The 26449-nt window shown below is 71.6% G+C and carries 16 protein-coding genes; 9 read left to right on the forward strand and 7 right to left on the reverse strand.

Annotated features, from left to right (window positions below; translation table 11 throughout):
* Positions 1-112: 112 nt before the first annotated feature.
* The 3 genes from ACZ4Z2_RS05730 (at position 113) to ACZ4Z2_RS05740 (ending at position 7068) form a co-directional block, all read left to right on the forward strand.
* Positions 113-979: a rhomboid family intramembrane serine protease gene (locus tag ACZ4Z2_RS05730; protein WP_468072892.1), complete on the forward strand. Its 867-nt coding sequence runs from the start codon at positions 113-115 to the stop codon at positions 977-979.
* A gap of 136 nt (positions 980-1115) precedes the next feature.
* Positions 1116-6296: an HD domain-containing protein gene (locus tag ACZ4Z2_RS05735; protein WP_468072704.1), complete on the forward strand. Its 5181-nt coding sequence runs from the start codon at positions 1116-1118 to the stop codon at positions 6294-6296.
* Between the two features lie 304 nt (positions 6297-6600).
* Complete coding sequence (locus ACZ4Z2_RS05740) at positions 6601-7068, forward strand: hypothetical protein (RefSeq protein WP_468072706.1); 468 nt, start codon at positions 6601-6603, stop codon at positions 7066-7068.
* A gap of 147 nt (positions 7069-7215) precedes the next feature.
* Here the strand turns inward: ACZ4Z2_RS05740 and ACZ4Z2_RS05745 are convergent, their stop codons facing one another.
* The 3 genes from ACZ4Z2_RS05745 to ACZ4Z2_RS05755 all read right to left on the reverse strand — a co-directional run bounded on the left by ACZ4Z2_RS05745 (position 7216) and on the right by ACZ4Z2_RS05755 (position 14374).
* Complete coding sequence (locus ACZ4Z2_RS05745) at positions 7216-8676, reverse strand: glutamate synthase subunit beta (protein WP_468072708.1); 1461 nt, start codon at positions 8674-8676, stop codon at positions 7216-7218.
* Positions 8669-13273: a glutamate synthase large subunit gene (gltB, locus tag ACZ4Z2_RS05750; protein ID WP_468072710.1), complete on the reverse strand. Its 4605-nt coding sequence runs from the start codon at positions 13271-13273 to the stop codon at positions 8669-8671. Before gltB ends, ACZ4Z2_RS05745 begins: the two co-directional genes overlap by 8 nt.
* 372 nt (positions 13274-13645) lie before the next feature.
* On the reverse strand, positions 13646-14374 hold the full coding sequence (locus ACZ4Z2_RS05755; RefSeq protein ID WP_468072711.1) for a VIT1/CCC1 transporter family protein: 729 nt from the start codon (positions 14372-14374) through the stop codon (positions 13646-13648).
* A gap of 512 nt (positions 14375-14886) precedes the next feature.
* Here ACZ4Z2_RS05755 and ACZ4Z2_RS05760 point away from each other — a divergent pair.
* Genes ACZ4Z2_RS05760 through ACZ4Z2_RS05785 form a run of 6 tightly spaced genes read left to right on the forward strand, consistent with a single transcriptional unit; the run spans position 14887 to position 21957 of the window.
* The gene (locus ACZ4Z2_RS05760) at positions 14887-15972 is read left to right on the forward strand and encodes an ADP-ribosylglycohydrolase family protein (RefSeq protein ID WP_468072713.1); all 1086 of its coding nucleotides are present in this window, start codon (positions 14887-14889) and stop codon (positions 15970-15972) included.
* Complete coding sequence (locus tag ACZ4Z2_RS05765) at positions 15969-17345, forward strand: ADP-ribosylglycohydrolase family protein (protein WP_468072715.1); 1377 nt, start codon at positions 15969-15971, stop codon at positions 17343-17345. The genes ACZ4Z2_RS05760 and ACZ4Z2_RS05765 overlap by 4 nt, the downstream gene beginning before the upstream one ends.
* Positions 17346-17352: 7 nt before the next feature.
* Positions 17353-18537, forward strand: a complete 1185-nt coding sequence (locus ACZ4Z2_RS05770; RefSeq protein ID WP_468072717.1) for an ADP-ribosylglycohydrolase family protein — start codon at positions 17353-17355, stop codon at positions 18535-18537.
* The gene (locus tag ACZ4Z2_RS05775) at positions 18534-19910 is read left to right on the forward strand and encodes an ADP-ribosylglycohydrolase family protein (protein ID WP_468072719.1); all 1377 of its coding nucleotides are present in this window, start codon (positions 18534-18536) and stop codon (positions 19908-19910) included. Before ACZ4Z2_RS05770 ends, ACZ4Z2_RS05775 begins: the two co-directional genes overlap by 4 nt.
* The gene (locus tag ACZ4Z2_RS05780) at positions 19907-21106 is read left to right on the forward strand and encodes a CaiB/BaiF CoA transferase family protein (RefSeq protein ID WP_468072721.1); all 1200 of its coding nucleotides are present in this window, start codon (positions 19907-19909) and stop codon (positions 21104-21106) included. The genes ACZ4Z2_RS05775 and ACZ4Z2_RS05780 overlap by 4 nt, the downstream gene beginning before the upstream one ends.
* Complete coding sequence (locus ACZ4Z2_RS05785; protein ID WP_468072723.1) at positions 21103-21957, forward strand: HpcH/HpaI aldolase/citrate lyase family protein; 855 nt, start codon at positions 21103-21105, stop codon at positions 21955-21957. The genes ACZ4Z2_RS05780 and ACZ4Z2_RS05785 overlap by 4 nt, the downstream gene beginning before the upstream one ends.
* A gap of 105 nt (positions 21958-22062) precedes the next feature.
* Here ACZ4Z2_RS05785 and lgt read toward each other — a convergent pair whose 3' ends face one another.
* The 4 genes from lgt to trpB form a co-directional block, all read right to left on the reverse strand.
* On the reverse strand, positions 22063-23169 hold the full coding sequence (lgt, locus tag ACZ4Z2_RS05790; RefSeq protein WP_468072725.1) for a prolipoprotein diacylglyceryl transferase: 1107 nt from the start codon (positions 23167-23169) through the stop codon (positions 22063-22065).
* Positions 23170-23294: 125 nt separating this feature from the next.
* Positions 23295-24071: a thioredoxin domain-containing protein gene (locus ACZ4Z2_RS05795; protein WP_468072727.1), complete on the reverse strand. Its 777-nt coding sequence runs from the start codon at positions 24069-24071 to the stop codon at positions 23295-23297.
* Between the two features lie 152 nt (positions 24072-24223).
* The gene (gene trpA, locus ACZ4Z2_RS05800; RefSeq protein ID WP_468072728.1) at positions 24224-25042 is read right to left on the reverse strand and encodes a tryptophan synthase subunit alpha; all 819 of its coding nucleotides are present in this window, start codon (positions 25040-25042) and stop codon (positions 24224-24226) included.
* The gene (trpB, locus tag ACZ4Z2_RS05805) at positions 25039-26328 is read right to left on the reverse strand and encodes a tryptophan synthase subunit beta (RefSeq protein ID WP_468072730.1); all 1290 of its coding nucleotides are present in this window, start codon (positions 26326-26328) and stop codon (positions 25039-25041) included. Before trpB ends, trpA begins: the two co-directional genes overlap by 4 nt.
* Between the last annotated feature and the right edge of the window lie 121 nt (positions 26329-26449).

Genomic DNA, 26449 nt, shown 5'->3' on the forward strand with positions numbered 1-26449 from the left:
CGCCAAGTCGCCGGAGCCCTCCCAGCCGCCCCAGCCCGCACAGCCACCGGGGTCCCCCGACTCCGCCTCGCCGTCGGGGCCCGCCGTCACCACCTGCTACCGGCACCCGAAGGTGGAGTCGTACGTCCGCTGCACCCGCTGCGACCGTTTCATCTGCCCGGACTGCATGCGCGAGGCGGCCGTGGGCCACCAGTGCCCGGAGTGCGTGAAGGAGGGCGCCCGCACGGTCCGCCCGGCCCGCACGGCCTTCGGCGGCCGGATCTCGGCGGTGCCGCTGGTGACGTACGTCCTCATCGGCCTCAACGTCCTGGCCTACGTGGCCGAACTGGTCCGCCCCTCGGTCGTGGACGACTTCTCGATGCTGGGCCGGGGCCTCGCGGGCCCGGACGGCCTCCACTACGTCTGGCAGAGCGTCTACCCGGCCGACTTCCATCCCGAGGGCGTCATCGACGGCGAGTGGTACCGCCTGCTGACCGGGGCGTTCCTCCATCTCCCGCCGACCGAGGGCACGTTCGGCATCCTCCACATCGTGATGAACATGGTCACGCTGTGGAACGTCGGCCGGATCGTGGAGGCCCAGCTCGGCCGCGCCCGCTATCTCGCCCTCTATCTCCTGTCCGCCCTCGGCGGTTCGGTGCTCGTCCTGCTCCTCGCCCCCGACGCCGCCACGGTCGGCGCCTCCGGCGCGATCTTCGGCGTCTGCACCGCGTACTACGTCCTCGCCCGCCGCCTCGGCGCCGACCCCGGCGGCATCAACCGCTTCATGGCGGGACTGCTGATCTGGCTGGTCATCTCGGCGGTCGTCACCTCCTGGCAGGGCCACCTCGGCGGCCTCCTCACCGGCGGCCTCATCGCCCTCGCCTACGCCTACGCCCCACGCGACCGCCGCCGCGTCCTCATCCAGGCCGGCGCCTGCGCGGCGCTCCTCGCCCTCCTGCTCGTCCTGGCGGTGGGCAAGGCCGCGACGATGACGGGCTGAACACGAACACGAGCGGGGACGCGGCCCCACCGCGTCCTCGCTCCGCTGCTGCCGTCCGGCTGCCCCAACCCGGCGCACATTCTGGGCACTTCTGGAATCATGTCGCTGATCGGCGCGGTCGGCGGAGGAGTTCTGGGTGGGGTCGGCGGGAATGGCGCAGGGTGAGCTCCAAGGGCGACGGCGGGCACTGCTGATCGGAGTGACGGCGACACCGGCCCTAGCTGAGGAGCCGGAACTCAACGCACGGTTCCCGCCGCTGACGTGTGCCGAGAAGGACGTCTCACTCGTGGCGGAGGCGCTGGAGAAGTCTGGCTACGGCGTCACCAGGCATCACTCAGGGCTTGTCCCTGATTTCAAGCTGGGCAGGAGCGGTCTCCAGCGTGCGCTGCGCCACTTTTTCTCCTCCTGCGAACCGGGCGACACCGCCTTCGTCTACATCTCCTCTCACGGTGTGACACTCGGCGACCACGACTTCCTGCTGGCGGCCGACGCGCAGCCGGACGAGCCGCGTTCCGACGGCACTCCGACCCTCATGCGCAGTTCCCTGCTGGGAGCCGATCCGGCCGGGCTCCAATTGAACGCGTTGCAGAAGGGCGTGACCACGGTCATCTGCCTGGACGCCTGCCGGGAGGCGGACCCGACGCAACGCGACGACACAACCGGGGTATGGGTGCCCGCCCAGGACGTGGTGTGGCTCTACAGCTGCGGTGAGGGCCAGCGCTCGTACGCCGATCCGGAGCACGGCAGCTGGTTCGGCCGGGCACTGGCCGGGGCACTGGCTCCCGACACCCCGCCGACCACGTTCGGCGAGATCATGCGGTACACCGAGCAGGAGATGCGCCGCCTGGCCGGTGACGAGCCGGTCGACCCTCCGACGGTCAAACACCTCGCCCCGTTCGGGCAGCCCGTGGACACGCTCGAACTGTGCAAGGGATACAAGGAGCCACTTCCCTGGGCGGAGTTGGTCACGAAGTCCGCGTTGTGGGAGCACACCTCGGGCAGCGAGTCGGTCCACAACCGGGTGAAGACCGGCCTGGCGGAGCTGGCTGAGCAGGTCGGACGCAACGTGAGGAGCGCGGGAGCCCACTGGGACGACCCCTGGTGGGGCCCCGAGTCGACCTACCCGGCTCGCTTCGAGCGCCGGCTCGTGGGACTGATCAAGCGCGCCCAGCACAGCGAACCAAAGGTGTTCCTGTCCCCGGCCGAGACCGCCGTCCTGCTCGCCGCTCCCCTCGTGCACGAGGACATCACCGCCGTGGCGCTGGAGAGCCTGCGGCACGTACTCGACCGCGAGCACCCGGCCGACGCCGAGCCGGACCCGCACGCCACGCTGGTCCTCGCCGCCGTCGATGACGTACGCCGGGCCCACAAACAGGTCCAGAGCACCCTCGAAACGCTGCGCGGGCGGGGTCTGGCCGCCGAGGCGAGGGCCGCCGAGCACTGGCTGCGCCACCGCTTCATCGCGGACTGGGATCCCCTGTGGGAGCGCACCGGCGACTACCCTGGCGTGGACCTGCTGCTGTGCCAGCTGTCCCGAGTCATCGCCGACTCCGCCGAGAACCTGCCGCCCGGCGGACCGTCCGAACGATCGCTGCACCGCATCAACGGCCAGATCCGGCAAGTACTGGGTCATCTGACAGTGGAACCGGGGGAACGGCCCCGCATCAACGACTCCGACGACGACGACTGGGACACATTCGATCCCGTACCCGGCGGTAAGTGGCGCGCCCCGCAGCTCGCCCAGCTGCTGTGGACCGCGGGGCTGCTCTCCGCCGACCCACGCCGGATGTCCAGTGCGCTCGTCGACCACCTCGGCGCCCACGAACCGCTGGTCCCGGCGACCGTGGTGCGCGCGTTGTCCGAGGAGTTCGACCTCGCCGCTGTGGGTGACCTCACAGCGGGCGCTTACGGCCTGGACGTGCGCTTCCCCTGCCCGCACCCCGCGCTCCACGCCGCCGTCGAGGAACTCGCGGCCCGGGCCGACGCCTCCATTTCGGCGATCCGGGGACGCTGGCTGGAAAACCGCTCCAGCCTGCCGTCTCTCCTGCGCGGTCTGCCCGAACGCGTCACGTGCCGTCGGCTGGTCCCTGAACCGGGACAGTACACCGCGCCCCTGGAACGATTCCGCCTCGCCGAGGACGAGATCCGCCCTCTGCTCATGGGCGCCCAGCTCTACGGCGACAAGATGCTCGCCGTGCGGGAGCTGTATCAGAACGCGCTGGACGCCTGTCGGCTGCGAGACATGCGGGACCAGTACGGCCGGAAACAGGGCGAGACCGAGGAGGGCTGGACCGGGCAGATCACCTTCACCCAAGGCTGGGACGAAGAGGGGCGGCTCTACATCGAGTGTGAGGACAACGGTACGGGCATGAGCCGTGCCAAACTGACCTCGATGTTCGCCCGCGCCGGCAAGCGGTACGAACAGGACCCCGAGTTCATGCAGGAGCGCCGCGAGTGGCGCCGGGCCGAACTCACCCCCCTGGCCCTCAACTCCCGGTTCGGCATCGGAGTCTTCAGCTACTTCATGCTCGCCGAGGAGGTCGTCGTCACCACCGCCCCGGTCAACCGCTACGGGCAACGCGAGTCCCTCGACCGTGCCTCGCGCGCCGAGATCCAGTCCGGCTCCGGGCTACTGCGGATCACCGCTGGCAAAGGCGCCCCGACCAAGGGCGGCACCCGCGTCCGTCTGTACCTGGCGCTGGGGAAGGACGAGCGTCCGCCCTCGCTGGTGGAGACACTGCAGTCGGTCCTGTGGGTGAGCGACTACACGGTACGGGCGGTGGAGTACGCGCGGGAGGACCCGGAGCGTGAGGTGCGCAGCGGGAGTTGGGGCCCGGGGAAGCTGGAGGCAGCGCGGCAGTGGAGCCTCCCGGCGGCGCACACGCCGGGTACGGATGTGTGGCTGGTGCAGGGGGAGGGCCAACTGCTGCTCGACGGCGTTGTGGTGCGGGACGCGCCCACCGTCTACGGGTACATCGCCAACCTGCGGGAGCGGCATCGTCCGGTGCCGAGTGTGGACCGCAACAACCTCCTGTCGCACGATGCCGAACGGGTGTTGGCCGAAGTGCGCGAGACAGCTCCCCGGGCAGTGGCGCAATGGGGCGAGGTGTCGTTGCGATGGCTATGGACGCTGGCCGACCGCGAGCCGACGCTCGCCGTCACCGTACTCAACGCCCTGTCAAAGGACGTGACGGCCGTTCTGGAACCGCATAGCCGTGACACTCGTCTCCTGCGTGAGCGACTGCCCCTGAAGTCCGCTGGCTGTCTCCCGATGGACAGGAGTTTCCTCACGAGCCGAGTGGGGGTGATGCAGCTGGGCGCTGGTCGTTCCCATGAGTCGCGTGTGTTCCGCTGGTGGCGGGCATCGCTTCTCGAACGTCCGTCCGTCGCGGAGCAGCAGTTCGCCCCTGAGGGATATCCCGCAGCGGTCGGCCTGGACGCGCTCCTCTTCCCGGAGACTCTGACGGACGACCGGACTTGGAAGCAGGCACTCAGAGCCGCGACGCTGGCGGGAATTCCACTCAGAGCCGCGGTGAAGGCACTGCGCCGTTACGCCATCACTGGTGTCGTGGTCCCCGCTGTCGAGGACATCCGGTCACAACTAGCCGTGCGGCCTGCGCAGGCCGCTGCCCGGCTCTACGCCGCCTACGCCTCGATGCCGGAGGGCTCGACGCGCAGCCCTGCGGCGCACGCTCCGATGGTTTTGATATCCAGTGTGCACAAGCTGCCCCTGGGTGAGTGCGCCTCCGTTCTGCGGCAGTTGCGCGAACTGGACCCCACCCTCCCCCCGGTGCCGGAACTGGACGAAGCGCTGGCCGGAGAGCGCTTCACGACCCATGAGGCGCAGGTACTGGCCGCCGAGATCGGGCCCGGATGGTCCTCGGTCAGGTCGTGGCGTCCAGGGGAAGTGTCGCTCTCCCATCTCAAGCAGCGCACCGCGGCGAACGGCGCGCAACTGGACGCCGTGAAGTTGCTGTCCCGTCTTCGCCGCCTAACCGCCCTCGGCTTCTCCGTTGTGGAGGTACCCGAGACGTCATGCGGCCCCCAGACGAGCACCCTGACCGCCGCCGAGCGCCTCCTTCTGCGGGTCCACACCATGGGGGTGGGGGAAAGCCCCTGGCGGAGCGGTCGTCCCAGCCTGCTGCAGTTGTTGCGCGCCTCTTCGACACTGGAGTTGCCGCTGGGGGAGGTAGCTCGGCTGCTCGACGAGTCCTCTTCCCTGACGGGGGTACACGGCCCCGCCGTCCCGCCGCAGGCTGCCGATTGGGTCCCGCCGGACTGGCTCGTCCAGGACCTGGAGTACTGGGCGGACCGGAAAGAGACGTTCGGTCCTTGGGAACTGGTCGGCTGCTATTTCTATGCCTTTCGCACCCGGTCCTCAGGGAGCATGAGAGAGTTCGAGAGGGCTGTGGACATGCTCGATGCCTGCGGACTCCTCGCGACGAACGCGTCCTGGGACCGTGCGATGTTGCTGGAGCAGATCAAGGTGCCCCCGATCAGTCCGGGAGGCAGTCTCATGGCATCAGCCCTCGACGTACAACCGGTGTCCCCCGCCCACTGCTTGAGACTCGCCAGCCCCGGAGAGACCCTGGGCGATGTCCTCGACCGGCTGGAGACCACGGTGAAGCACCTCCCGCTGGTTCTTCCCTCGATGCCGCCGGAAGTCCGTTCACTCCGTGTGTCGCCGGGCGACACAGCGACGATCACGCGAGTCGCGACAGAGGGGTTCTCCACGGAGTTCACCCCCACCCTGACCATCCGGGGCCTTCTCGAGCACGCCGAACTGCTGGGTACGCCCGTCGCCGAGTCCGCCCACCACCTCGCCACCTACGCGGCCATCGGCGGCCCGCCCATACCTGGTGACCTGACTGGCCCGGACGCTGAGGTCCTCGCCGATTTCGTACCCACCCGCTTCGACCTGGCCGCCTTCGGCGCGGGACTTCTCGGGCCCGGCACCCTCGGGCCCCTCGAACTCGTGCTGGTGGCCGGCCGCTTCGGCTGGACCCTGAGCCGGACCTACGACCGCTACTCCCCCTTCCGCTGCCTCGGTCTGGAGGTCACCGTCCGCGAACCGACCCCAAAGGAAGGCGAGATCATCCCGCACTGGGCCGACGTCATCGTCCTCACCGAGCAGCTCACCGGCCGTGCCCCGGCCGTCTCGGGAGAGGTCACCCAGGACCATATCGCCCTCTGCGCCGAGGAGACGGACCTGACGGAGAACGACATCCGCGAGATCCTCAGCCGGTACGCCGCCCTCTTCGATCTTCGACTCCCGCGCCAGGAAAACAACGCCGAAGCCGGTCAGGAAGCCAAGTGAGCCCCCTCAACCCGTACAACGACAGGCCGCATCACACCACCCCCGTCACCTTCCAATGGATCCGCCGGGACCTCGGCGGCAAGGAGGTGTACGAGGCCACCGGCACGTGCCCGGAATGCGGTTGCACCATGACGAGGCGCTACTCCGCGGGTCAGTACGCCCAGGCCAAGGGCGGCGGTCTCCTCAGCCGCCGTAAAGGCCCGGGCCCCCAGCCGTTCAGCACCCTTTGCCTGTGCACGTCCTTGCACACGGGCCGTCCCCAGGGCGTGGAAGTCGGCTGCGGCGCGCGGATAACCATCGCTTCGTGGGCGGACGGTGCTACGCCATGACGTACGCCCGCGACGAACTGGACGACGCCGAACGCCGTCTTGAGCACATGATGCATCCGGAACGCCAGTTGGCGGCCGCCCTGCAACAAGCCGAGGGTTACCGGAACTTCGTGGCGTCGCTCACCGGCCTGTTGACCGCGGTCTTCGTGCTCAAGGGCCAGGAGGACCTGAGCAAGATGCAGGGGTGCCCCCGCCTGGCGGTGATCTCGCTTCTCGTCGGCGGCTTCGCCGCCCTGATCGTGGCCTCCTGGCTCACCGTGCTCGCCGCTCACGGGCGTCCCGGCGCGGACTTCTACGGGGAGCCGACGCGGCTGCTCGACTACGAGAACAATCGCCCAGGAATCATCTGGACACTGATCGAATGGGCGAGGTGGCTCGCACTCCTCGGCATCCTCGCCGTCGCCGCCGCCGTGATCATCACCTGGTTCTCCCCCACCAAGTAAGCGCTCCAAAGGCCCCCGCGTCCGCGCATGCGACAGCGCCTGCCCAGTCGTCCGGTCGGGGACGGGGGGCAGGCGCCGTCTGTGTTCCGTACGCCGTTGTACGGGACGTGTCCGGGGTGACCCGAGGTCACCCGGTCGGGGCGGTCGTCAGACCACCAGCGCGCGGTCCGTGGGCTTGATCGGGGCCGGCAGTTCGCTCGCCCCCGTCAGGAAGCGGTCGCAGCCGCGGGCGGCCGAGCGGCCCTCCGCGATCGCCCACACGATGAGCGACTGGCCGCGGCCCGCGTCGCCGGCGACGAAGACACCCGGCACGTTCGTCTGGAAGTCGGCGTCGCGGGCGATGTTGCCGCGCTCGTCGAGCTCCAGGCCGAACTGCTCGACCAGGCCGTTCTCCCGGTCGGTGCCGGTGAAGCCCATCGCGAGGGTGACCAGCTGGGCGGGGATCCTGCGCTCCGTACCCGGCTTCTGCGTCAGCTTGCCGTCGACGAACTCGACCTCGACGAGGTGCAGCCACTGGACGTTGCCGTCCTCGTCGCCCTCGAAGTGGGTGGTGGAGACGGAGTAGACCCGCTCGCCGCCCTCCTCGTGCGCCGAGGTGACCTTGTACAGCATCGGGAAGGTCGGCCACGGCTGGTGCGGGGCACGGTCCTCACCCGGCTTCGGCATGATCTCCAGCTGCGTCACCGACGCCGCGCCCTGGCGGTGGGCCGTGCCCACGCAGTCCGCGCCGGTGTCGCCGCCGCCGATGACGACGACGTGCTTGCCCTCGGCCGAGATGGGCGACACCACGTAGTCGCCCTCCTGCACCTTGTTGGCCAGCGGCAGGTACTCCATGGCCTGGTAGATGCCCTTGAGTTCACGGCCGGGCACCGGCAGGTCCCGCGCGGTCGTGGCACCGGCGGCGATCACGACGGCGTCGTACCGCTTCTTCAGGTCGGTCGCCTTGAGGTCGCGACCGATCTCGATGCCCGTGCGGAAGCGGGTGCCCTCCGCGCGCATCTGCTCGATGCGGCGGTTGATGTGCCGCTTCTCCATCTTGAACTCGGGGATGCCGTAGCGGAGCAGACCACCGACGCGGTCGGCGCGCTCGTACACCGCGACCGTGTGACCGGCCCGCGTCAGCTGCTGCGCCGCCGCGAGGCCCGCCGGGCCGGAGCCGATGACCGCGACCGTCTTGCCCGACAGGCGCTCCGGGATCTGCGGCGCGACATCGCCGCTGTCCCACGCCTTGTCGATGATCGAGACCTCGACGTTCTTGATGGTGACGGCCGGCTGGTTGATGCCGAGCACACACGCCGACTCGCACGGGGCCGGGCACAGACGGCCGGTGAACTCCGGGAAGTTGTTGGTCGCGTGCAGGCGCTCGCTCGCGGCCGCCCAGTCCTCGCGGTAGGCGTAGTCGTTCCACTCGGGGATGAGGTTCCCGAGCGGACAGCCGTTGTGGCAGAACGGGATGCCGCAGTCCATGCAGCGGGACGCCTGCTTCGAGATGATCGGGAGCAGCGAACCCGGGACGTAGACCTCGTTCCAGTCCTTCAGCCGGACGTCGACGGGGCGGGACTTGGCGACCTCGCGGCCGTGGTTGAGAAAGCCCTTGGGATCAGCCATTGGTCGCCGCCTCCATCATCTTCTCGGTGATCTCGGTCTCGGAGAGACCGGCTCGCTCGGCGGCGTCCTTGGCGGCGAGCACTGCCTTGTACGTGCTGGGGATGATCTTGCTGAAGCGGGTCACGGCCTCGTCCCACTCCGCGAGCAGCTTCTCGGCGACCGTGGAGCCGGTCTCCTCGGCGTGGCGGCGCACCACGTCGTGCAGCCACCGCTTGTCGGTGTCGTCGAGCGCCTCGACGGCGTTCACGTTGCCGACGTTGACGTTGTCGCGGTCGAGGTCGATGACGTACGCGATGCCGCCGGACATACCGGCCGCGAAGTTGCGGCCCGTCTCGCCGAGGACGACCGCGTGACCGCCGGTCATGTACTCGCAGCCGTGGTCGCCCACGCCCTCGGAGACGACCAGCGCGCCGGAGTTGCGGACACAGAACCGCTCGCCCGTGCGGCCGCGCAGGAACAGCTCGCCGCCGGTCGCGCCGTAGGCGATGGTGTTGCCCGCGATCGTCGAGTACTCGGCGAGGTGGTCGGCGCCCCGGTCCGGGCGGACGATCACACGGCCGCCGGAGAGGCCCTTGCCGACGTAGTCGTTGGCGTCGCCCTCCAGGCGCAGCGTGACACCGCGCGGGAGGAACGCGCCGAAGGACTGGCCCGCGGAGCCGGTGAAGGTGATGTCGATGGTGTCGTCGGGCAGGCCCGCGCCACCGAACTTCTTCGTCACCTCGTGGCCGAGCATGGTGCCGACCGTGCGGTTGATGTTGCGGACCTTGACCTGGGCCCGCACGGGCTGGGCCTCGGTCGCGTCGGACGCGGCCAGGGCGTCCGCGGCGAGCTTGATCAGCTCGTTGTCGAGCGCCTTCTCCAGACCGTGGTCCTGCTCGATCAGCTGGTGGCGGACCGCGCCCTCGGGCAGCTCGGGCACGTGGAACAGCGGCTCCAGGTCCAGGCCCTGCGCCTTCCAGTGGTCGACGGCGCGTTCCACGTCGAGGACCTCGGCGTGGCCGACGGCCTCCTCGATGGAGCGGAAGCCCAGCTCGGCCAGCAGTTCGCGGACCTCCTCGGCGATGAACCGGAAGAAGTTCACGACGTACTCGGCCTTGCCGGAGAACCGGTCGCGCAGCGTCGGGTTCTGCGTGGCGATGCCGACGGGGCAGGTGTCGAGGTGGCAGACGCGCATCATGACGCAGCCGGACACGACGAGCGGCGCGGTCGCGAAACCGAACTCCTCGGCGCCGAGCAGCGCGGCGATGACGACGTCACGGCCGGTCTTCAGCTGGCCGTCGGTCTGGACGACGATGCGGTCGCGCAGGCCGTTGAGCAGCAGGGTCTGCTGGGTCTCGGCGAGGCCGAGCTCCCAGGGACCGCCGGCGTGCTTCAGCGAGGTGAGCGGTGAGGCACCGGTACCGCCGTCGTGGCCCGAGATGAGCACGACGTCCGCGTGGGCCTTGGACACACCGGCCGCGACCGTGCCGACGCCGACCTCGGAGACCAGCTTCACATGGATGCGGGCCTGCGGGTTGGCGTTCTTGAGGTCGTGGATCAGCTGCGCCAGGTCCTCGATGGAGTAGATGTCGTGGTGCGGCGGCGGGGAGATGAGGCCCACGCCCGGCGTCGAGTGACGCGTCTTCGCGACCCACGGGTAGACCTTGTGGCCGGGCAGCTGGCCGCCCTCACCGGGCTTGGCGCCCTGGGCCATCTTGATCTGGATGTCGTCCGCGTTGACCAGGTACTCGGAGGTCACACCGAAGCGGCCGGACGCGACCTGCTTGATGGACGACCGGCGCGCCGGGTCGTACAGGCGCTCGGGGTCCTCGCCGCCCTCACCGGTGTTGGACTTGCCGCCCAGCTGGTTCATGGCGATGGCGAGGGTCTCGTGCGCCTCCTTGGAGATGGAGCCGTACGACATGGCGCCGGTCGAGAAGCGCTTGACGATCTCGGAGACCGGCTCGACCTCCTCGACGGGGATCGGCTGCCGGTCCGACTTGAAGCCGAACAGGCCGCGCAGCGTCATCAGGCGCTCGGACTGCTCGTTCACCCGCTCGGTGTACTTCTTGAAGATGTCGTAGCGGGCGGTGCGCGTGGAGTGCTGGAGGCGGAAGACCGTCTCCGGGTCGAACAGGTGCGGCTCGCCCTCGCGGCGCCACTGGTACTCGCCGCCGATCTCCAGGGCGCGGTGCGCCGGGGCGATGCCGGAGGCGGGGTACGCCTTGGCGTGGCGGGCGGCGACCTCCTTGGCGATGACGTCGATGCCGACGCCGCCGATCTTGGTGGCCGTGCCGTTGAAGTACTTGTCGACGAACTCGTCGGCGAGGCCGACGGCCTCGAAGACCTGGGCGCCGCGGTAGGAGGCCACGGTGGAGATGCCCATCTTCGACATGACCTTCAGGACGCCCTTGCCGAGGGCGTAGATCAGGTTGCGGATGGCCTGCTCGGGCTCGATACCGGAGAGGAACGTTCCGGCGCGGACGAGGTCCTCGACGGACTCCATCGCCAGGTACGGGTTGACGGCGGCGGCGCCGTAGCCGATGAGCAGGGCGACGTGGTGGACCTCGCGGACGTCACCGGCCTCGACCAGCAGGCCCACCTGGGTGCGCTGCTTGGTGCGGATGAGGTGGTGGTGGACGGCCGCGGTGAGCAGCAGCGACGGGATCGGCGCGTGCTCGGCGTCGGAGTGGCGGTCCGACAGGACGATCAGCCGGGCGCCGTTCTCGATGGCGGCGTCGGCCTCGGCGCAGATCTCCTCGATGCGCGCGGCGAGGGCGTCACCGCCGCCGGAGACCCGGTACAGGCCGGAGAGGGTCGCGGCCTTCATGCCGGGCATGTCGCCGTCGGCGTTGATGTGGATGAGCTTGGCCAGCTCGTCGTTGTCGATCACCGGGAAGGGCAGCGTGACGCTGCGGCACGACGCGGCGCTCGGCTCCAGGATGTTGCCCTCGGGGCCCAGCGAGGAGCGCAGCGAGGTGACCAGCTCCTCGCGGATCGCGTCCAGCGGCGGGTTGGTGACCTGCGCGAACAGCTGGGTGAAGTAGTCGAACAGCAGCCGGGGGCGGGAGGACAGCGCGGCGATCGGCGAGTCGGTGCCCATGGAGCCGATCGGCTCGGCGCCGGCCTTGGCCATCGGCGCGAGGATGACGCGCAGCTCCTCCTCGGTGTACCCGAAGGTCTGCTGGCGGCGGGTGACCGAGGCGTGGGTGTGCACGATGTGCTCGCGCTCGGGCAGGTCGGACAGCTCGATCTCGCCGGCCTCCAGCCACTCCGCGTACGGGTGCTCGGCGGCGAGGCCGGCCTTGATCTCGTCGTCCTCGATGATGCGGTGCTCGACGGTGTCGACGAGGAACATGCGGCCCGGCTGGAGGCGGCCCTTGCGGACGACCTTGGCGGGGTCGATGTCGAGGACGCCGACCTCGGAGCCGAGGACGACGAGGCCGTCGTCGGTGACCCAGTAGCGGCCGGGGCGCAGTCCGTTGCGGTCGAGGACCGCGCCGACCTGGCGGCCGTCGGTGAAGGTGACGCAGGCCGGGCCGTCCCAGGGCTCCATCATCGTGGAGTGGTACTGGTAGAAGGCGCGGCGGGCGGGCTCCATGGAGTCGTGGTTCTCCCACGCCTCCGGGATCATCATCAGCACGGAGTGCGGGAGCGAACGGCCGCCGAGGTGGAGCAGTTCGAGCACCTCGTCGAAGGACGCCGAGTCGGAGGCGTCCGGCGTACAGATCGGGAAGATCCGCTCCAGCTTCTCCTGCGGCCCGAACAGGTCGGAGACCAGCTGGGACTCGCGGGCGCGCATCCAGTTGCGGTTGCCCTTGACCGTGTTGATCTCGCCGTTGTGCGCGACGAAGCGGTACGGGTGGGCGAGCGGCCACGACGGGAACGTGTTGGTGGAGAACCGGGAGTGCACGAGCGCGATCGCGGAGGCGAAGCGGCGGTCGGACAGGTCCGGGAAGAAGGGCTCCAGCTGGCCGGTGGTCAGCATGCCCTTGTAGACGATGGTCCGCGCGGACAGCGAGGGGAAGTAGACGTCGACCTCGCGCTCGGCGCGCTTGCGCAGCACGAACGTCTTGCGGTCGAGGTCGATGTCCGTGGCGGGCACCGCGGCGCCGTCGGTGACGAAGATCTGACGGAAGACGGGCATCGTCGAGCGGGCCGTGGCGCCGAGCAGTTCGGGCGCGACGGGCACCTCGCGCCAGCCGAGGACGGTCAGGCCCTCCTCGGCGGCGATGGCCTCGATGCGGGCGGCCGCGTCGTCGGCGCCGGCCTCGGGCAGGAAGGCGATGCCGACCGCGTACGCGCCGGCCTCGGGCAGCTCGAATCCGGCCACCTCACGGAAGAAGCCGTGGGGCACCTGGGAGAGGATGCCGGCGCCGTCGCCGGAGTCCGGCTCGGAGCCGGTGGCACCACGGTGCTCCAGGTTGCGCAGAACGGTGAGCGCCTGCTCGACCAGCGCATGGCTCGCCTCGCCGGTGAGGGTGGCCACGAAGCCGACGCCACAGGCGTCGCGCTCGTTGCGGGGGTCGTACATACCCTGCGCAGCAGGGCGAGCATCCATGAACGACCACTTCTGGCCATTCGTGGAGTGCTGGGACGGCTGGCGCGGCGTACGCATCGGCTCTCCCGTCGTCGTCATCTGGCATGTGCAGTTGCCGAGGGACGACGTTGGCCCTCTGCGTGGAGTGCAAAATTTCGTGCAGGTTACATGATGGAGCGATTCTCGGGAACCGGGATAGTTCGTTCCAACATGCGGACGCCGCGGCGCTGAGCGGGTGCGACGCACGGCGGCGGGAGCAAGGGGGAGTCAGCCGGACAGATCCATGTCCTTCGACTCGATGTGCGGGGGGCGTCGTCGCTCCCTGCGGCAAGGTGCGGTGCAGGCGTCATTGCCGGCGGCGCTTACGGCTCATGCCCAGCGGTTAAGCATTCGAAACCGCCTGGTAACGACTACTTATACAGTCCCTCGCATACGTAGCCAGCCGATTCATCATACGGCCGCACCGAACAGTGTGCCCAGGGCGTACGTCACACCAGCCGCGGCACCCCCGAGGGCCAGCTGACGCAGCCCGCTGAACCACCAGCTTCTGGCCGTCACCTTCGCCACCAGCGCACCACAGGCGAAGAGCCCCAGCAACGCCACCAGCACCGCGGGCCACAGCGCGCTCGCGCCGAGCAGATAGGGCAGCACGGGCAGCAGGGCGCCGAGCGCGAAGGAGCCGAAGCTCGACACGGCGGCGACGGCGGGCGAGGGGAGGTCGCCGGGGTCGATGCCCAGCTCCTCGCGGGCGTGGATCTCCAGGGCCTGCTCGGGGTCGCGCGAAAGCTGTCTCGCGACCTCGCGGGCGAGTTCCGGCTGGACGCCGCGGGCCTCGTAGAGGGCGGCCAGCTCCTGCTCCTCGTCCTTGGGGTGCTTGCGCAACTCCCGCCGCTCGACGTCGAGTTCCGCCTCGACGAGTTCGCGCTGCGAGGCCACGGAGGTGTACTCGCCGGCCGCCATCGAGAAGGCGCCGGCGGCGAGTCCCGCGAGCCCGGCGACGACGACCGCCTCCCGGCCGGCCGTGCCGCCGGCGACACCGGTCATCAGCGCCAGATTGGACACGAGCCCGTCCATCGCGCCGAACACGGCGGGGCGCAGCCAGCCGCCGTTCACGTCGCGGTGGGTGTGGTTGTCGCGGTGCGCCACGTGCAGCGCTGCTTCGGTGTCAATGATCGCCATACGTCGAACGTACGCTCGGAAAATCGCTTCTGCCAGCAAGGAAGGCCGTACTTACCTGCGTTCGAGGGGGAGTTCGGGGGTGTTCGAAGAATGAGAGCCGCTCATTCGTACAAGACCCCGCACAGATGTCGACCGGGTGATACCGGAGCGTTCCGGGGCCCGGTCGGGCACGCGATGTGGCAGAGATCTTCACAGAGAAATCTTCAGAACGGATCAACTGCCCATACCGCTGCGCGACCCACCGGTCGCGGCACGCAAGAGGGCACCGAGGAGCCACCGGCACCACCAGGTCGGCGCGGGCAGCGCACCGGACACACCGGGGCCGCCGACACACCGGCCCGGACACACCGGCCCGGACAACCGGCCGGGCACGCCGGCCGGGCACACCGGAGCCGCCGGCACACCCGGGCGGCCGTACCGCCCGGCGACGCGACCACCCACAGCGGTCGCCCGACTCCCTCGGACACGATCCGCTGGACCGGCCCTCGAAGAGCGGGCCAGAGAGGCGTCCTATGCCTTCGATCGCCTGCGTCCCCCCGGCCCCGCTGCCGGGGGACGCCACCGGTCTCCGCGAGCGGGCGCGCGGCGCCATGCTCGGGCTCGCCGTCGGGGACGCGCTGGGGGCGCCCGCGGAGAACATGAAGCCCTCCGAGATCCGCGCCCGCTGGGGCCGCATCACGGGGTACGTCGCCGAGAACCCCGCGGGCACGGACGACACCGAGTACGCCATCTTCTCGGGGCTGCTGCTGGCCCGGCACGGCTCGGCGCTCACCGTCACACATGTGGAGACGGCCTGGCACCAGTGGATCGCGGATCTGGACGAGGGCCCGTTCCGGGGCGCCGGCTTCAGCGAGCGCGGCACGCTGGAGAACCTCCGCCGGGGTCTCGCCGCCCCGATCTCGGCGCAGCACCGGCACGCCTGGAGCGACGGTCTGGCGATGCGGGCGGCGCCTTTCGGGGTGTTCGCGGCGGGCCGCCCCGCGGAGGCCGCGCGTCTGGTCGCCATCGACGGGTCGGTCAGCCACGACGGCGAGGGCATCTACGGAGGTCAGGCGGTCGCGGCGGGGGTGGCGGCGGCGATGGCGGGCGCGCCGGCCATCTCGGTGGTGGCCTCCGCCCTGGCCGTCGTCCCGGACGACTCCTGGACGGCGCGCTCGCTGCGCCGCGCGGTGGCGGTCGCCCACCGGGGCGAGCGCGCGGTCCGGTCCGCCGTGGTCATCGGCGGCTACCCGTGGACGGACCTGGCGCCCGAGGCGGTCGCCCTGGCGTTCGGGGCGTACGCGGCGGCCGACGGCGACTTCACCGAGTCCGTCCTGACCGCGGTCAACATGGGGCGCGACGCCGACACGACCGCGGCCGTGGCGGGCGCCCTGGCCGGCGCCACCCACGGTGCCTCGTCCATCCCGGCGGAGTGGACGACGCCCATCGGTCCCGCACGAGGCAGTTGCCTCCCCTCCATGGCCGGCCACCACGTCCTGGACGTGGCCGAGCTGCTCACCCCGGACGACTGTGCCAAGTGGATCACCGGCCCCCTCCCCCCGACCCGGCCCACCGCACCGTCCTACGCCCTGGCCCCCGAGGAGGCCCCCCACCCATGAATCCCCCCAGCCCCTGGGACGAGGGCCCCACAGGCACCCCCCTCACGCTGCCCCCACCCACGCCGACACCGACGCCGACGGAGCCCCCACCCACGCCGACGCCGACGGAGCCCTCGGAGTCCTCCCCCGCAGACCCCCCGACGCCCGCCGACACCGACCTCAGCGGGCAGGAACCACCACCCCAGGGGCCACCCGCACCCGACGACGAACCCGCGACGGGCCGGACGCCCGGGCGCCACCCCTCCCCCCGGCTCCCCGCCCGAATCGAGGGCCTCCTCCTCGGTCTGGCCGCCGGTGACGCCGCCGGTTGGCCCGCCGCCCGGCACCGGGCCGCGCGGATGCCCGAGTGGACCCGCCGTCTCACCCGGGAGCTGGACACCTTCGCGGAGCAGAACGCGACGACCACCCTCCCCGTCCCCATCGCCCTCAACCAGCCTCCCGAGCCCCTCCGGCTGGGCCCCTCCGACGACGCGGAATGGGCGGCGTTCGCAGCCGAGGCCCTGCTGCGCGCCGGGGACGCCGCCGCCCTCGGCGACCTGAGCCTGGAGCGCCGTACCCGCGCCTCCATCGACCTCTCCTGGAACACCGTCGCCAGCGAGATCGCCGCGGCGGCGGAACGCGCCCCCGAGGTCGAGTCCGCCGTCCTCCCCCTGCGCGCCCGCATCTCCGTACGCGCCGGCCTCGGCAACCTCGCCACCGGACTGCGCCCACCCGCCACCGGCCACGACAACCCGCACTACTTCGACGACGCGGCCTGCGTCCGCGCCTGCGTGCTCGCGGTGGCCCACCCCGGCGACCCCCGGCGCGCCGCCGACCTCGCCGAGTTCGACGCCCGCTACACCCAGGACGGCGACGGCGTGCACGGCGCCCGCGCGATGGCCGCCGCCCTCGCGCTCGCCCTCGCCGGCGCGGACGTCGACACCTGCGCGGCGGCGGCCCTCGCCGAACTCCCCGCCGAGACGGAGATCGGCCGCAACGCCCGCCACGCCCTCGACCTCGCCCACCGCCACAAGGAAGAAGGAACCTTCGCTCTGGTCCCCCTCCTGGAGCACCAGATCGTCGACCACGTCTACAGCTACGGCATCGCCGCCGCCGAGACGGTCCCCGTCGCCCTCGCCCTGGCCACCGCCGCCCGCGGCCGGATCGCCGAGGCCGTCCCCGCCGCCGCCTGCCTGTCCCGTGTCGCCGACTCCGCCCCCGCCCTCGCCGGCGCCCTGACCGGCGCGCTCGGCGGCGCCGCCGCCATCCCCGACGCCTGGCGGGACGCCTGCCGCACCCTCTCCGGCTGCGCCCTCCCCCGCCTCACCGGTACGGATCTCGTACACCTCGCCGAACTTCTCGCAGCCACGGAACTCGCCGCCCCCGGAGGATGATTCGGGCATGACGCCCTCATTGGACCCCCATCGCCACACCGTGCCGCACACCGACGCGGGCCTCGAAGAACGCATCACCGGCGCCCTGGTCGGCGCCGCCGTCGGCGACGCCCTCGGCGGCCCGGTCGAGGGTTACACCCCGGAGCAGATCCTCGAACGCCACGGCGGCCGCGTCCACGGCATCGTCGGCCCCTGGAACGGTGACGACTGGCGCACCGCCCGCCCGATCGCCCCGTACCACAAGGGCGACGGCCACGTCACCGACGACACCTTGATGACCCACGCGCTGGTGCGGGTCTACGAGCGGGTCCGCGACCACCTCGACGCGTACGCGATCACCGAGCACCTGGTCCCCGACATGATGACCACCCCGCGCTGGATCCCGGAGCTGGAGGCGGAGGCCCTCCCCCTGCAACGGGTATTCCTCGCCGAGAAGTGGCTGGTGGCCCGGCTGCACTACGGCCATGTCGACCCCCGCGAGGCCGGCACGGGGAACATCGTCAACTGCGGTGCCGCGATGTACATGGCGCCGGTCGGCCTGGTCAACGCGGCCGACCCGAGGGGCGCGTACGCCGAGGCCCTCGACGTCGCGGGCGCCCACCAGTCGTCGTACGGCCGGGAGGCGGCGGGCGTGTTCGCGGCGGCCGTGGCGGCGGCGTGCGCACCGGGCGCCACCGCCCGGTCCGTGGTCGACACCTGCGTACGGCTGGCGAAGGACGGCACGCGTGCCGCGATCGAGGCGGTGTGCGACGTGGCGTCCCGGCACGCGGACTTCGAGTCGGCGCTCAGGCCGCTGCGCGAGGCGGTGGCCCCCTTCGACACGGTCGGCCCCGACTACCGCGCCCCCTCCCTCGGCGCCCGCCGCCCCTCCCGCCTCCACTCCATCGAGGAACTCCCCATCGCGCTCGGCATGTTGCTGGTGGCCCGCGGCGACTACCGCCACGCGGTGCTGGGTTCGGTGAACTACGGCCGCGACTGCGACTCCATCGCCACGATGGCGGGTGCCCTGGCCGGAGCGCTGGGCTCGGACGTACCGGCGGACTGGGCGAAGACGGTCGCGGAGGCGAGCCGTCTGGACCTGCACGCGCCCGCCACGGCGTTGACGCAGGTGGCGCTGGAGATCCACGCCCGGGACGTACGCCGCCGCCGCGCCCACGAGGCTGCCTTCGCCACCCTGGCGGGCACCCGGTGACCGCCCTCCGCCTCACCTGGGTCCAGCCCGAGGACCTCCTCGGCCACGAACTGCACCAGGCGGCCCAGGACGGCCGCGCGCCCTCCGCCATCGCCACCCGCTGGAAGAACGCGGGCGGCCCCCAGGCCCCCCTCCGCGCCGGCGCCTCCCCTCAGCCGGCCTCCCGCTACCTGCGGTTGCTGGCCGAGGACCTGCTGGACGAGCTGGCGGACCTGCCCAGCCAAACGGCGGACCAAGAGCCGACGGACCTCGACGAGATCAGGGCCCTGTGCCCCGACTGGCCCACCCGGCGCGGTACTTCCGCCGGTCCGGCGAACGGGGACCCGGCGGCCCTGGAGGCCGCCTGGCTGGGCCGGGCCGTGGGCTGTCTGCTCGGCAAACCCGTCGAGAAGCTGCCCCTCACCGCCATCCGCCGGCTCGCCCAGGCCGCCGGGAACTGGCCCCTGAACACGTACTTCACCGCCCGGGGCGTCCCCGCCGACCTGCTGCGGGCCCACCCCTGGAACCGCCGCTCGGCGCCGACCTCCCTCGCCGAGAACATCGACGGCATGCCCGAGGACGACGACCTCAACTACCCGCTCCTCAACCTGCTCCTGCTCCAGCGGCACGGGCCCGGCTTCACCACCGCCGACGTGGCGGCCCTCTGGCTCGACGAACTCCCCGCGGGCCGCACCTTCACCGCCGAACGCGTCGCCTACCGCAACCTGCTGAGCGGGATCGAGCCGCCCCGGACCGCTCGCCACCGCAATCCGTTCCGGGAGTGGATCGGGGCCCTGATCCGCGCCGACGTCCATGGCTGGACCAACCCCGGCGACCCGGCGGCCGCCGCCGAACAGGCCCACCGCGACGCCACCCTCACCCACACCGCCAACGGGGTGTACGCGGCGATGTTCGTGGCGGCCGTCATCGCCGAGGCCGCCACCGGCGCCCACGACATCCACCACTGCCTGCGGACCGGCCTCACCGTCGTCCCCGAGCACGCCCGCCTGGCGAAGGCGATCCGCCACGCCCTCCGACTGGCCGCCGGAGAGCGGGACTTCGACAGGATCGTCGACGAACTCCACGCCACCTACGCCGACCACCACTGGGTCCACGCCGTCCCCAACACGGCGCTGCTGACCGCCGCCCTCACCCACGCGGACGGCGACTTCACCGCCTCCGTGTGCCGTGCGGTGTCGGGCGGCTGGGACACCGACAGCAACGGGGCGACGGCGGGCAGCATCGCGGGCCTCCTGACCGGTTCCCCGCGCGCGCTCCCCGAGCGGTGGACGGCCCCGCTCAAGAACCGCCTGGCCACCTCGGTCGCCGACTTCAACGGCATCGGCTTCGACGCCCTGGCCCACCTCACCCTCCGGGAGATCCGCCCCTCATGACCCAGGCGTACGACCCCCCGCTCCGCCATCTGCGCGTCCTCGACCTCGCCACTCTCTTCGCCGGCCCGCTGGCCGCCACGATGCTCGGCGACTTCGGCGCGGAGGTCATCAAGGTCGAGCACCCGACGAAGCCGGACCCCTCCCGGGGGCACGGCCCGTCGAAGGACGGCGTGGGCCTGTGGTGGAAGCTCCTCGGCCGCAACAAGCGCACCCTCACACTGAACCTCTCGACGCCGGGCGGCCGGGACACCCTCCTCCGGCTCGCCGCCACCTCCGACGTGATCATCGAGAACTTCCGCCCCGGCACCCTGGAGAAGTGGGGCCTGGGCTGGCCGGAGCTGTCCGCCGCCAACCCGCGCCTGGTCCTCACCCGGGTCACCGGCTTCGGCCAGTTCGGGCCGTACGCGCACCGCCCCGGCTTCGGCACGCTCGCCGAGGCGATGAGCGGCTTCGCCGCCATCACCGGGGAACCGGACGCCCCGCCGGTGCTCCCGCCGTTCGGCCTGGCCGACTCGATCGCGGGCCTGGCGACGGCGTACGCGGTGCTGACCGCGCTCGCCGCGCGTGACCGTACGGGCGAGGGGCAGACGGTGGACATGGCGATCATCGAGCCGATCCTCACCGTCCTCGGCCCCCAACCCCTCTGGTACGACCAACTGGGCCACGTCCAGCCCCGCACGGGCAACCGCTCCGCCAACAACGCGCCCCGCAACACCTACCGCACGGCGGACGGCTCCTGGGTGGCCGTGTCCACGTCCGCCCAGTCCGTCGCGGAGCGGGTGATGCGGCTGGTCGGGCGTCCGGAGCTGATCGACGAGCCGTGGTTCGCCTCGGGCGCGGAGCGGGCCCGCCACGCGGACCTCCTGGACGAGGCGGTCGGCGCGTGGATCGCCCGCCACACCCGGGAGGAGGTCATCGAGGGCTTCGAGAAGGCGGAGGCGGCGGTCGCCCCCATCCAGGACGTACGGGAGGTGATGACCGACCCCCAGTACCGGGCCCTGGACACCATCACGACCGTCGACGACCCCGAGCTGGGCCCCCTGCGCATGCAGAACGTCCTCTTCCGACTCTCCGCGACCCCGGGCGGCATCCGCTGGGCGGGCCGCCCGCACGGCGCGGACACGGACGCGATCCTCACCGAGCTGGGCCTGACCGGCACGGACATCGCGACGCTCCGCGAGGAGGGCGCCCTGTGACCGCCCGCCCGGCCACCCCCGTCCCGCTGACCTGGCTCTACGTCCCCGGCGACCGCCCGGACGTGGTGACCAAGGCGCTGGCCGCCGGCGCGGACGTCGTGATCGTCGACCTGGAGGACGCGGTCGCCCCCGACCGCAAGGAGTACGCGCGCTCCGCCACCGCCGAGCTGCTCGCCGAGCCGCCGCCGGTCCCCGTCCACGTCCGGGTGAACCCCTTGGACACGGGATGGGGCGAGGACGACCTCAAGGCGCTGACCCGGCTCCCCGGCCTGGGCGCCCTCCGTCTGCCGAAGATCTCCGCGGCCGCCGACGTGGTCCGCGTCGCGGAGCGCGCAGCCCCCGCGGACGGAGGGGCCCTCCCCCTCCACCTCCTCCTGGAGTCGGCGCTGGCCGTGGAACGGGCGTACGAGATCGCCGCCGCCCACCCCTCGGTCCGGGGCATCGCGCTCGGTGAGGCTGACCTCCGCGCCGATCTGGCCGCCCGCGACGACCGGGCGCTCGACTGGCCCCGCTCCCGGGTGGTCGTCGCCGCCCGCGCCGCGGGTCTGCCCTCGCCCGCGCAGTCCATCCACCCGGACACCAAGGACCTCGACGGTCTGGCCCGCTCATGCGCGCAGGGCCGCGCGCTGGGGTTCCTCGGCCGTGCCGCGATCCACCCCCGCCAGCTCCCGGTCATCGAACGCGCCTACGCCCCGACGCCGGCGGAGATCGAATCCGCCGAGCACATCGTCGAGGCCGCCGCGGCGAACCCCGGCGCCCAGGCCCTGCCCACGGGCCACTTCATCGACCCGGCGATCCTGGCCCAGGCCCGCCGGACCCTGACCCTCGCCCACCGCGCCACGAGATCCTGACCGGCGCCGGGTCCGGAAAGCCGAACGCCCACCCGCCTGATCCGGCGGGTGGGCGGGGACGACGTCCGTCGCGAGGCGGCGGACCGCGGCGGGGCGAGCGGGGCCTCAGCTCTTCTCGGCGGCCTGCGGCGCGGCGTCCGAGACCTTCGCGTCCTTCTCGGCCTTCGCGTCCTTCTCGGCCTTCGCGCCCTTGTCGGTCTTCGCGTCGGCCTTCTTCTCGGCCGCCTCGGAAGCCTTGTCCGAGGGCTTGCCGGAGTCGGTTCCCTTGTCGGCGGCCTTCTCCGTGGTCTTCGCGGGCTTCCCGGACTCGGACGCCTTGTCGGCGGCCTCGGCGGTCTCATCCGACTCCGCGTCCGCGTCCTTCTTCAGGGCCACGGAATCGTCGTCGCCGTCACCGGCGCCCGGCTCGACGATCTCCTCGCGTCCCGGCCGCTTCCGGGCCGACAGCACGATGTAGATCACGGCGAGGACGAACACGAACAGCGCGGTCCAGTTGTTGAGCCGCAGCCCCAGGATGTGGTGCGCGTCGTCGACCCGCATGTACTCGATCCAGAACCGCCCCGCGCAGTACGACGCGACGTACAGCGCGAACGCCCGCCCGTGTCCGAGCCTGAACCGCCGGTCGGCCCAGATGACCAGCACCGCGACACCGATGCACCACAGCGACTCGTACAGGAACGTCGGGTGGTAGGTGCCCGGCATCCGCCCGTCCGTGGAGGACGTGATCTCCAGGGCCCACGGCAGGTCCGTCGGCTTGCCGTACAGCTCCTGGTTGAACCAGTTGCCCCAGCGCCCGATGGCCTGTGCGAGGGCGATGCCGGGCGCGACGGCGTCGGCGTACGCGGGCAGCGGGATGCCACGGCGGCGACAGCCGATCCACGCGCCCACGGCACCGAGGGCGATCGCGCCCCAGATGCCGAGGCCGCCCTCCCACACCTTGAAGGCGTCCACCCAGTCACGGCCCTCGCTGAAGTACAGCTCGTAGTCCGTGATCACGTGGTAGAGCCGGCCGCCGATCAGACCGAAGGGAACGGCCCAGACCGCGATGTCGGCGACGGTACCGGCGCGCCCGCCCCGGGCGATCCAGCGTTTGTTGCCGAGCCAGACGGCTACGAAGACACCGATGATGATGCAGAAGGCGTAGCCGCGCAGCGGGACGGGACCGAGGTACAGCACCCCGCGCGACGGGCTGGGAATGTAGGCAAGTTCCATGGCAGGGTCGACGCTACCCTGCCGGGCCCGGCCGACGGCAGGCGGCCCGGCAACGGGTCCATAACGCCGTACCGCGAACTCCCGGACGCCACAGGGTTTCCTGGGGGCCGGGCGCCGCCGCGGTGTCACCCCTGGGCGTTCTTCTCCACCATCTGCTTCAGCTTGGCCGGGGTCATCGACCGGTCGGCGTAGATGTTGGTGCCGTTGAGGAAGACACTCGGGGTGCCGCCGAAGCCGCCCTTCTGGAACGCCTCGTTCGACTTCCCCACCCAGGCGTCGTGGGTGCCGTTCTCGACGCAGGTGCGGAACGCGGGCGTGTCGAGGCCGTCGACCTTCTGCGCCAGATCGGTCAGCGTGCTGTTCCGCGAGAAGGCGTCGTCGGTCTCGGGAGGCTGGTTCTGGTACAGCACGTCGTGGTACGCGGGGAACTTGCCCGCGTTCTGCGCGCACGCGGCGGCGTTGGCGGCCTTGCGGGAGCCGCTGCCGCCCATGTTCCCGTCGATCAGGGTGACGAGGCGGTACTCCACCTTCAGCTGACCGGCCTCGGTCAGTTCGTGGATCGTCGAGCGGTACGCGTCCTCGAAGGACTTGCAGGCCGGGCAGCGGAAGTCCTCCCAGACCGTGAGGGTGGACCTGGCACCGGCGTCCCCGACGGGGATCGCGAGGCTGTTCTCGCCGTTGGCCCCGGAAGGCGCCACGACCGGGCCCGCGGCGTCGCCGCCGTCGTCCTTGCCCGCGTTCGCCGCGACGACGCCGATCACGGCGGCCAGTCCCAGGACGCACACCACCGAGGCACCCACGATCAACGCCCGCCGGCGCTTCTCGGCGGCCTTCTGCTTCTCGCGCTCCTCCGCCAGCCGCTCACGGGCGGTGCGCTTTCCCTCACGGTTCTTCTCGCTCACATCCCGCAGAACGAACCGGGGAGGCGCACCGCGCCTCCCCGATCCCACTTCCACCCCTTCGAGTGAGCGGATGACCCGTTACGTCCGGCCCGCCCCGTACGACAAACGGGTGAACGTCACGCGCCCCTCATCCGCCGGGGCGGACGCGCCCGTCACACACTCCGGCGCACGCCCTTGGCGAGGTCCCCGGCCAGTTCCCGTACGGCGTCCAGGCCGGCCGCCTCGTCGGGGGCGTCCAGCATCCGCTTCACGAACGCGGAGCCGACGATCACCCCGTCGGCGAACCCGGCGACCTCGGCGGCCTGCTCGGCGTTGGAGACGCCGAGGCCGACGCAGACCGGCAGGCCGGAGCCCGTGGCCCGGGTGCGCTGCACCAGGTCCTGCGCCTGCGCGCCGACCGACTCCCGGGTTCCTGTGACGCCCATCAGCGAGGCGGCGTAGACGAAGCCTCTGCCCGCCGCGGTGATCTCGGCGAGGCGGGCGTCCTTGCTGCTGGGCGCGACCACGAAGACCGTGCCGAGGCCGTGCTTCTCGGCGTGCTCCCTCCACAGCGCCGACTCCTGCACGGGCAGGTCGGGCAGGATGCAGCCCGCCCCGCCGGCCTCCGCGAGCTCGGCGGTGAAGCGCTCGACGCCGTAGCGGTCGATGGGGTTCCAGTACGTCATGACGAGGACGGGCTTGCCGGTGGCCTCGAACGCCTCCCGCACCGTGCGCATCACGTCCGCGATCTTGAGGCCGCCGCGCAGGGCGATGTCGTCGGCCGTCTGGATGACCGGGCCGTCGAGGACCGGGTCGCTGTGCGGCAGACCGACCTCGACGACGTCGGCGCCGCCCTCGAAGACCGCCTTGATCGCGGCGATACCGCCGTCGACGGTCGGAAACCCGGCCGGCAGATAGGCGATGAGCGCGGACCGCCCCTCCGCCTTGGCGGCGGCGAGGGTGTCACTCAACAGCTGGATGTTCCCGCTCACTTGGCGTCCCCCTCGATCTCGGCGGTGTCGGCGGCGTTGGCGGCGACCTCGGCGTCGGTCCCCTCGTCGTAGAGACCGAAGTAGCGGGCCGCGGTGTCCATGTCCTTGTCGCCGCGCCCGGACAGGTTGACCACGATCAGCCCGTCCTCACCCAGCTCCCTGCCGACCTCCAGGGCACCGGCGAGCGCGTGGGCGCTCTCGATCGCCGGGATGATGCCCTCGGTGCGCGACAGCAGCCGCAGCGCCTGCATCGCCGCGTCGTCGGTGACCGCGCGGTACTCGCCGCGGCCGCTGTCCTTGAGGTACGCGTGCTCGGGGCCGATGCCCGGGTAGTCCAGACCGGCCGAGATCGAGTACGGCTCGGTGATCTGCCCTTCCTCGTCCTGGAGGACGTACGACCGTGAGCCGTGCAGGATGCCCGGCTCACCGGCGGTCAGCGTCGCCGCGTGCTCGCCGGTCTCGACGCCGTGGCCCGCGGGCTCGCAGCCGATGAGGCGTACGGAGGCGTCCGGGATGAAGGCGTGGAAGAGGCCGATGGCGTTGGAGCCGCCGCCCACACAGGCGACGGCGGCGTCGGGCAGCCGCCCGGCGCGCTCCAGGAGCTGGCGCCGGGCCTCGACGCCGATGACCCGGTGGAAGTCGCGGACCATGGCGGGGAAGGGGTGCGGGCCGGCGACCGTGCCGAAGAGGTAGTGGGTGCGGTCGACGTTGGCCACCCAGTCGCGGAACGCCTCGTTGATGGCGTCCTTGAGCGTGCGGGAACCGGACTTCACGGCGACGACCTCGGCGCCCAGCATGCGCATGCGGGCCACGTTCAGGGCCTGGCGCTGGGTGTCGATCTCGCCCATGTAGATGGTGCAGTCGAGGCCGAAGAGCGCGCAGGCGGTGGCGGTGGCGACGCCGTGCTGGCCCGCGCCGGTCTCGGCGATGACCCGGGTCTTGCCCATGCGCTTGGTGAGCAGGGCCTGCCCCAGCACATTGTTGATCTTGTGGGAGCCGGTGTGGTTGAGGTCCTCACGCTTGAGGAACACCCGGGCGCCACCGGCGTGCTCGGCGAACCGGGGCACCTCGGTCAGCGCGCTGGGCCGACCGGTGTAGTGGACGAGCAGGTCGTCGAGCTCGCGCGCGAACTCGGGGTCGGCCTTCGCCTTGTCGTACTCGACGGCGACCTCGTCCACGGCGGCGACCAGCGCCTCAGGGATGAACTTGCCGCCGTAGGCGCCGAAATACCCCGCGGCGCTGGGGACCTGACCCTCGGGGTCGGGGATGAAGAACTCGCTGGACATGCGATTACCTCACAGGGGCGTGAGCCCCGATGTCGATCGGACGATGAGAGGCCCGTAGAGGGACATCACCGGAGACGGGGACGGGGGCGTTGCGAGGCGTCCGCGGGCGGCCGCTCGTGCG

It is taken from the genome of Streptomyces sp. NPDC030183 (assembly GCF_055573455.1).

What these genes read in the sequence shown, in the direction of transcription:
- ACZ4Z2_RS05745 (WP_468072708.1), bottom strand. Translation starts at nt 8,676, where the DNA reads ATGGCTGATCCCAAGGGCTTTCTCAACCACGGCCGCGAGGTCGCCAAG.
- gltB (WP_468072710.1), bottom strand. Translation starts at nt 13,273, where the DNA reads ATGCGTACGCCGCGCCAGCCGTCCCAGCACTCCACGAATGGCCAGAAG.
- ACZ4Z2_RS05755 (WP_468072711.1), bottom strand. Translation starts at nt 14,374, where the DNA reads ATGGCGATCATTGACACCGAAGCAGCGCTGCACGTGGCGCACCGCGAC.
- ACZ4Z2_RS05760 (WP_468072713.1), top strand. Translation starts at nt 14,887, where the DNA reads ATGCCTTCGATCGCCTGCGTCCCCCCGGCCCCGCTGCCGGGGGACGCC.
- ACZ4Z2_RS05765 (WP_468072715.1), top strand. Translation starts at nt 15,969, where the DNA reads ATGAATCCCCCCAGCCCCTGGGACGAGGGCCCCACAGGCACCCCCCTC.
- ACZ4Z2_RS05770 (WP_468072717.1), top strand. Translation starts at nt 17,353, where the DNA reads ATGACGCCCTCATTGGACCCCCATCGCCACACCGTGCCGCACACCGAC.
- ACZ4Z2_RS05780 (WP_468072721.1), top strand. Translation starts at nt 19,907, where the DNA reads ATGACCCAGGCGTACGACCCCCCGCTCCGCCATCTGCGCGTCCTCGAC.
- lgt (WP_468072725.1), bottom strand. Translation starts at nt 23,169, where the DNA reads ATGGAACTTGCCTACATTCCCAGCCCGTCGCGCGGGGTGCTGTACCTC.
- trpB (WP_468072730.1), bottom strand. Translation starts at nt 26,328, where the DNA reads ATGTCCAGCGAGTTCTTCATCCCCGACCCCGAGGGTCAGGTCCCCAGC.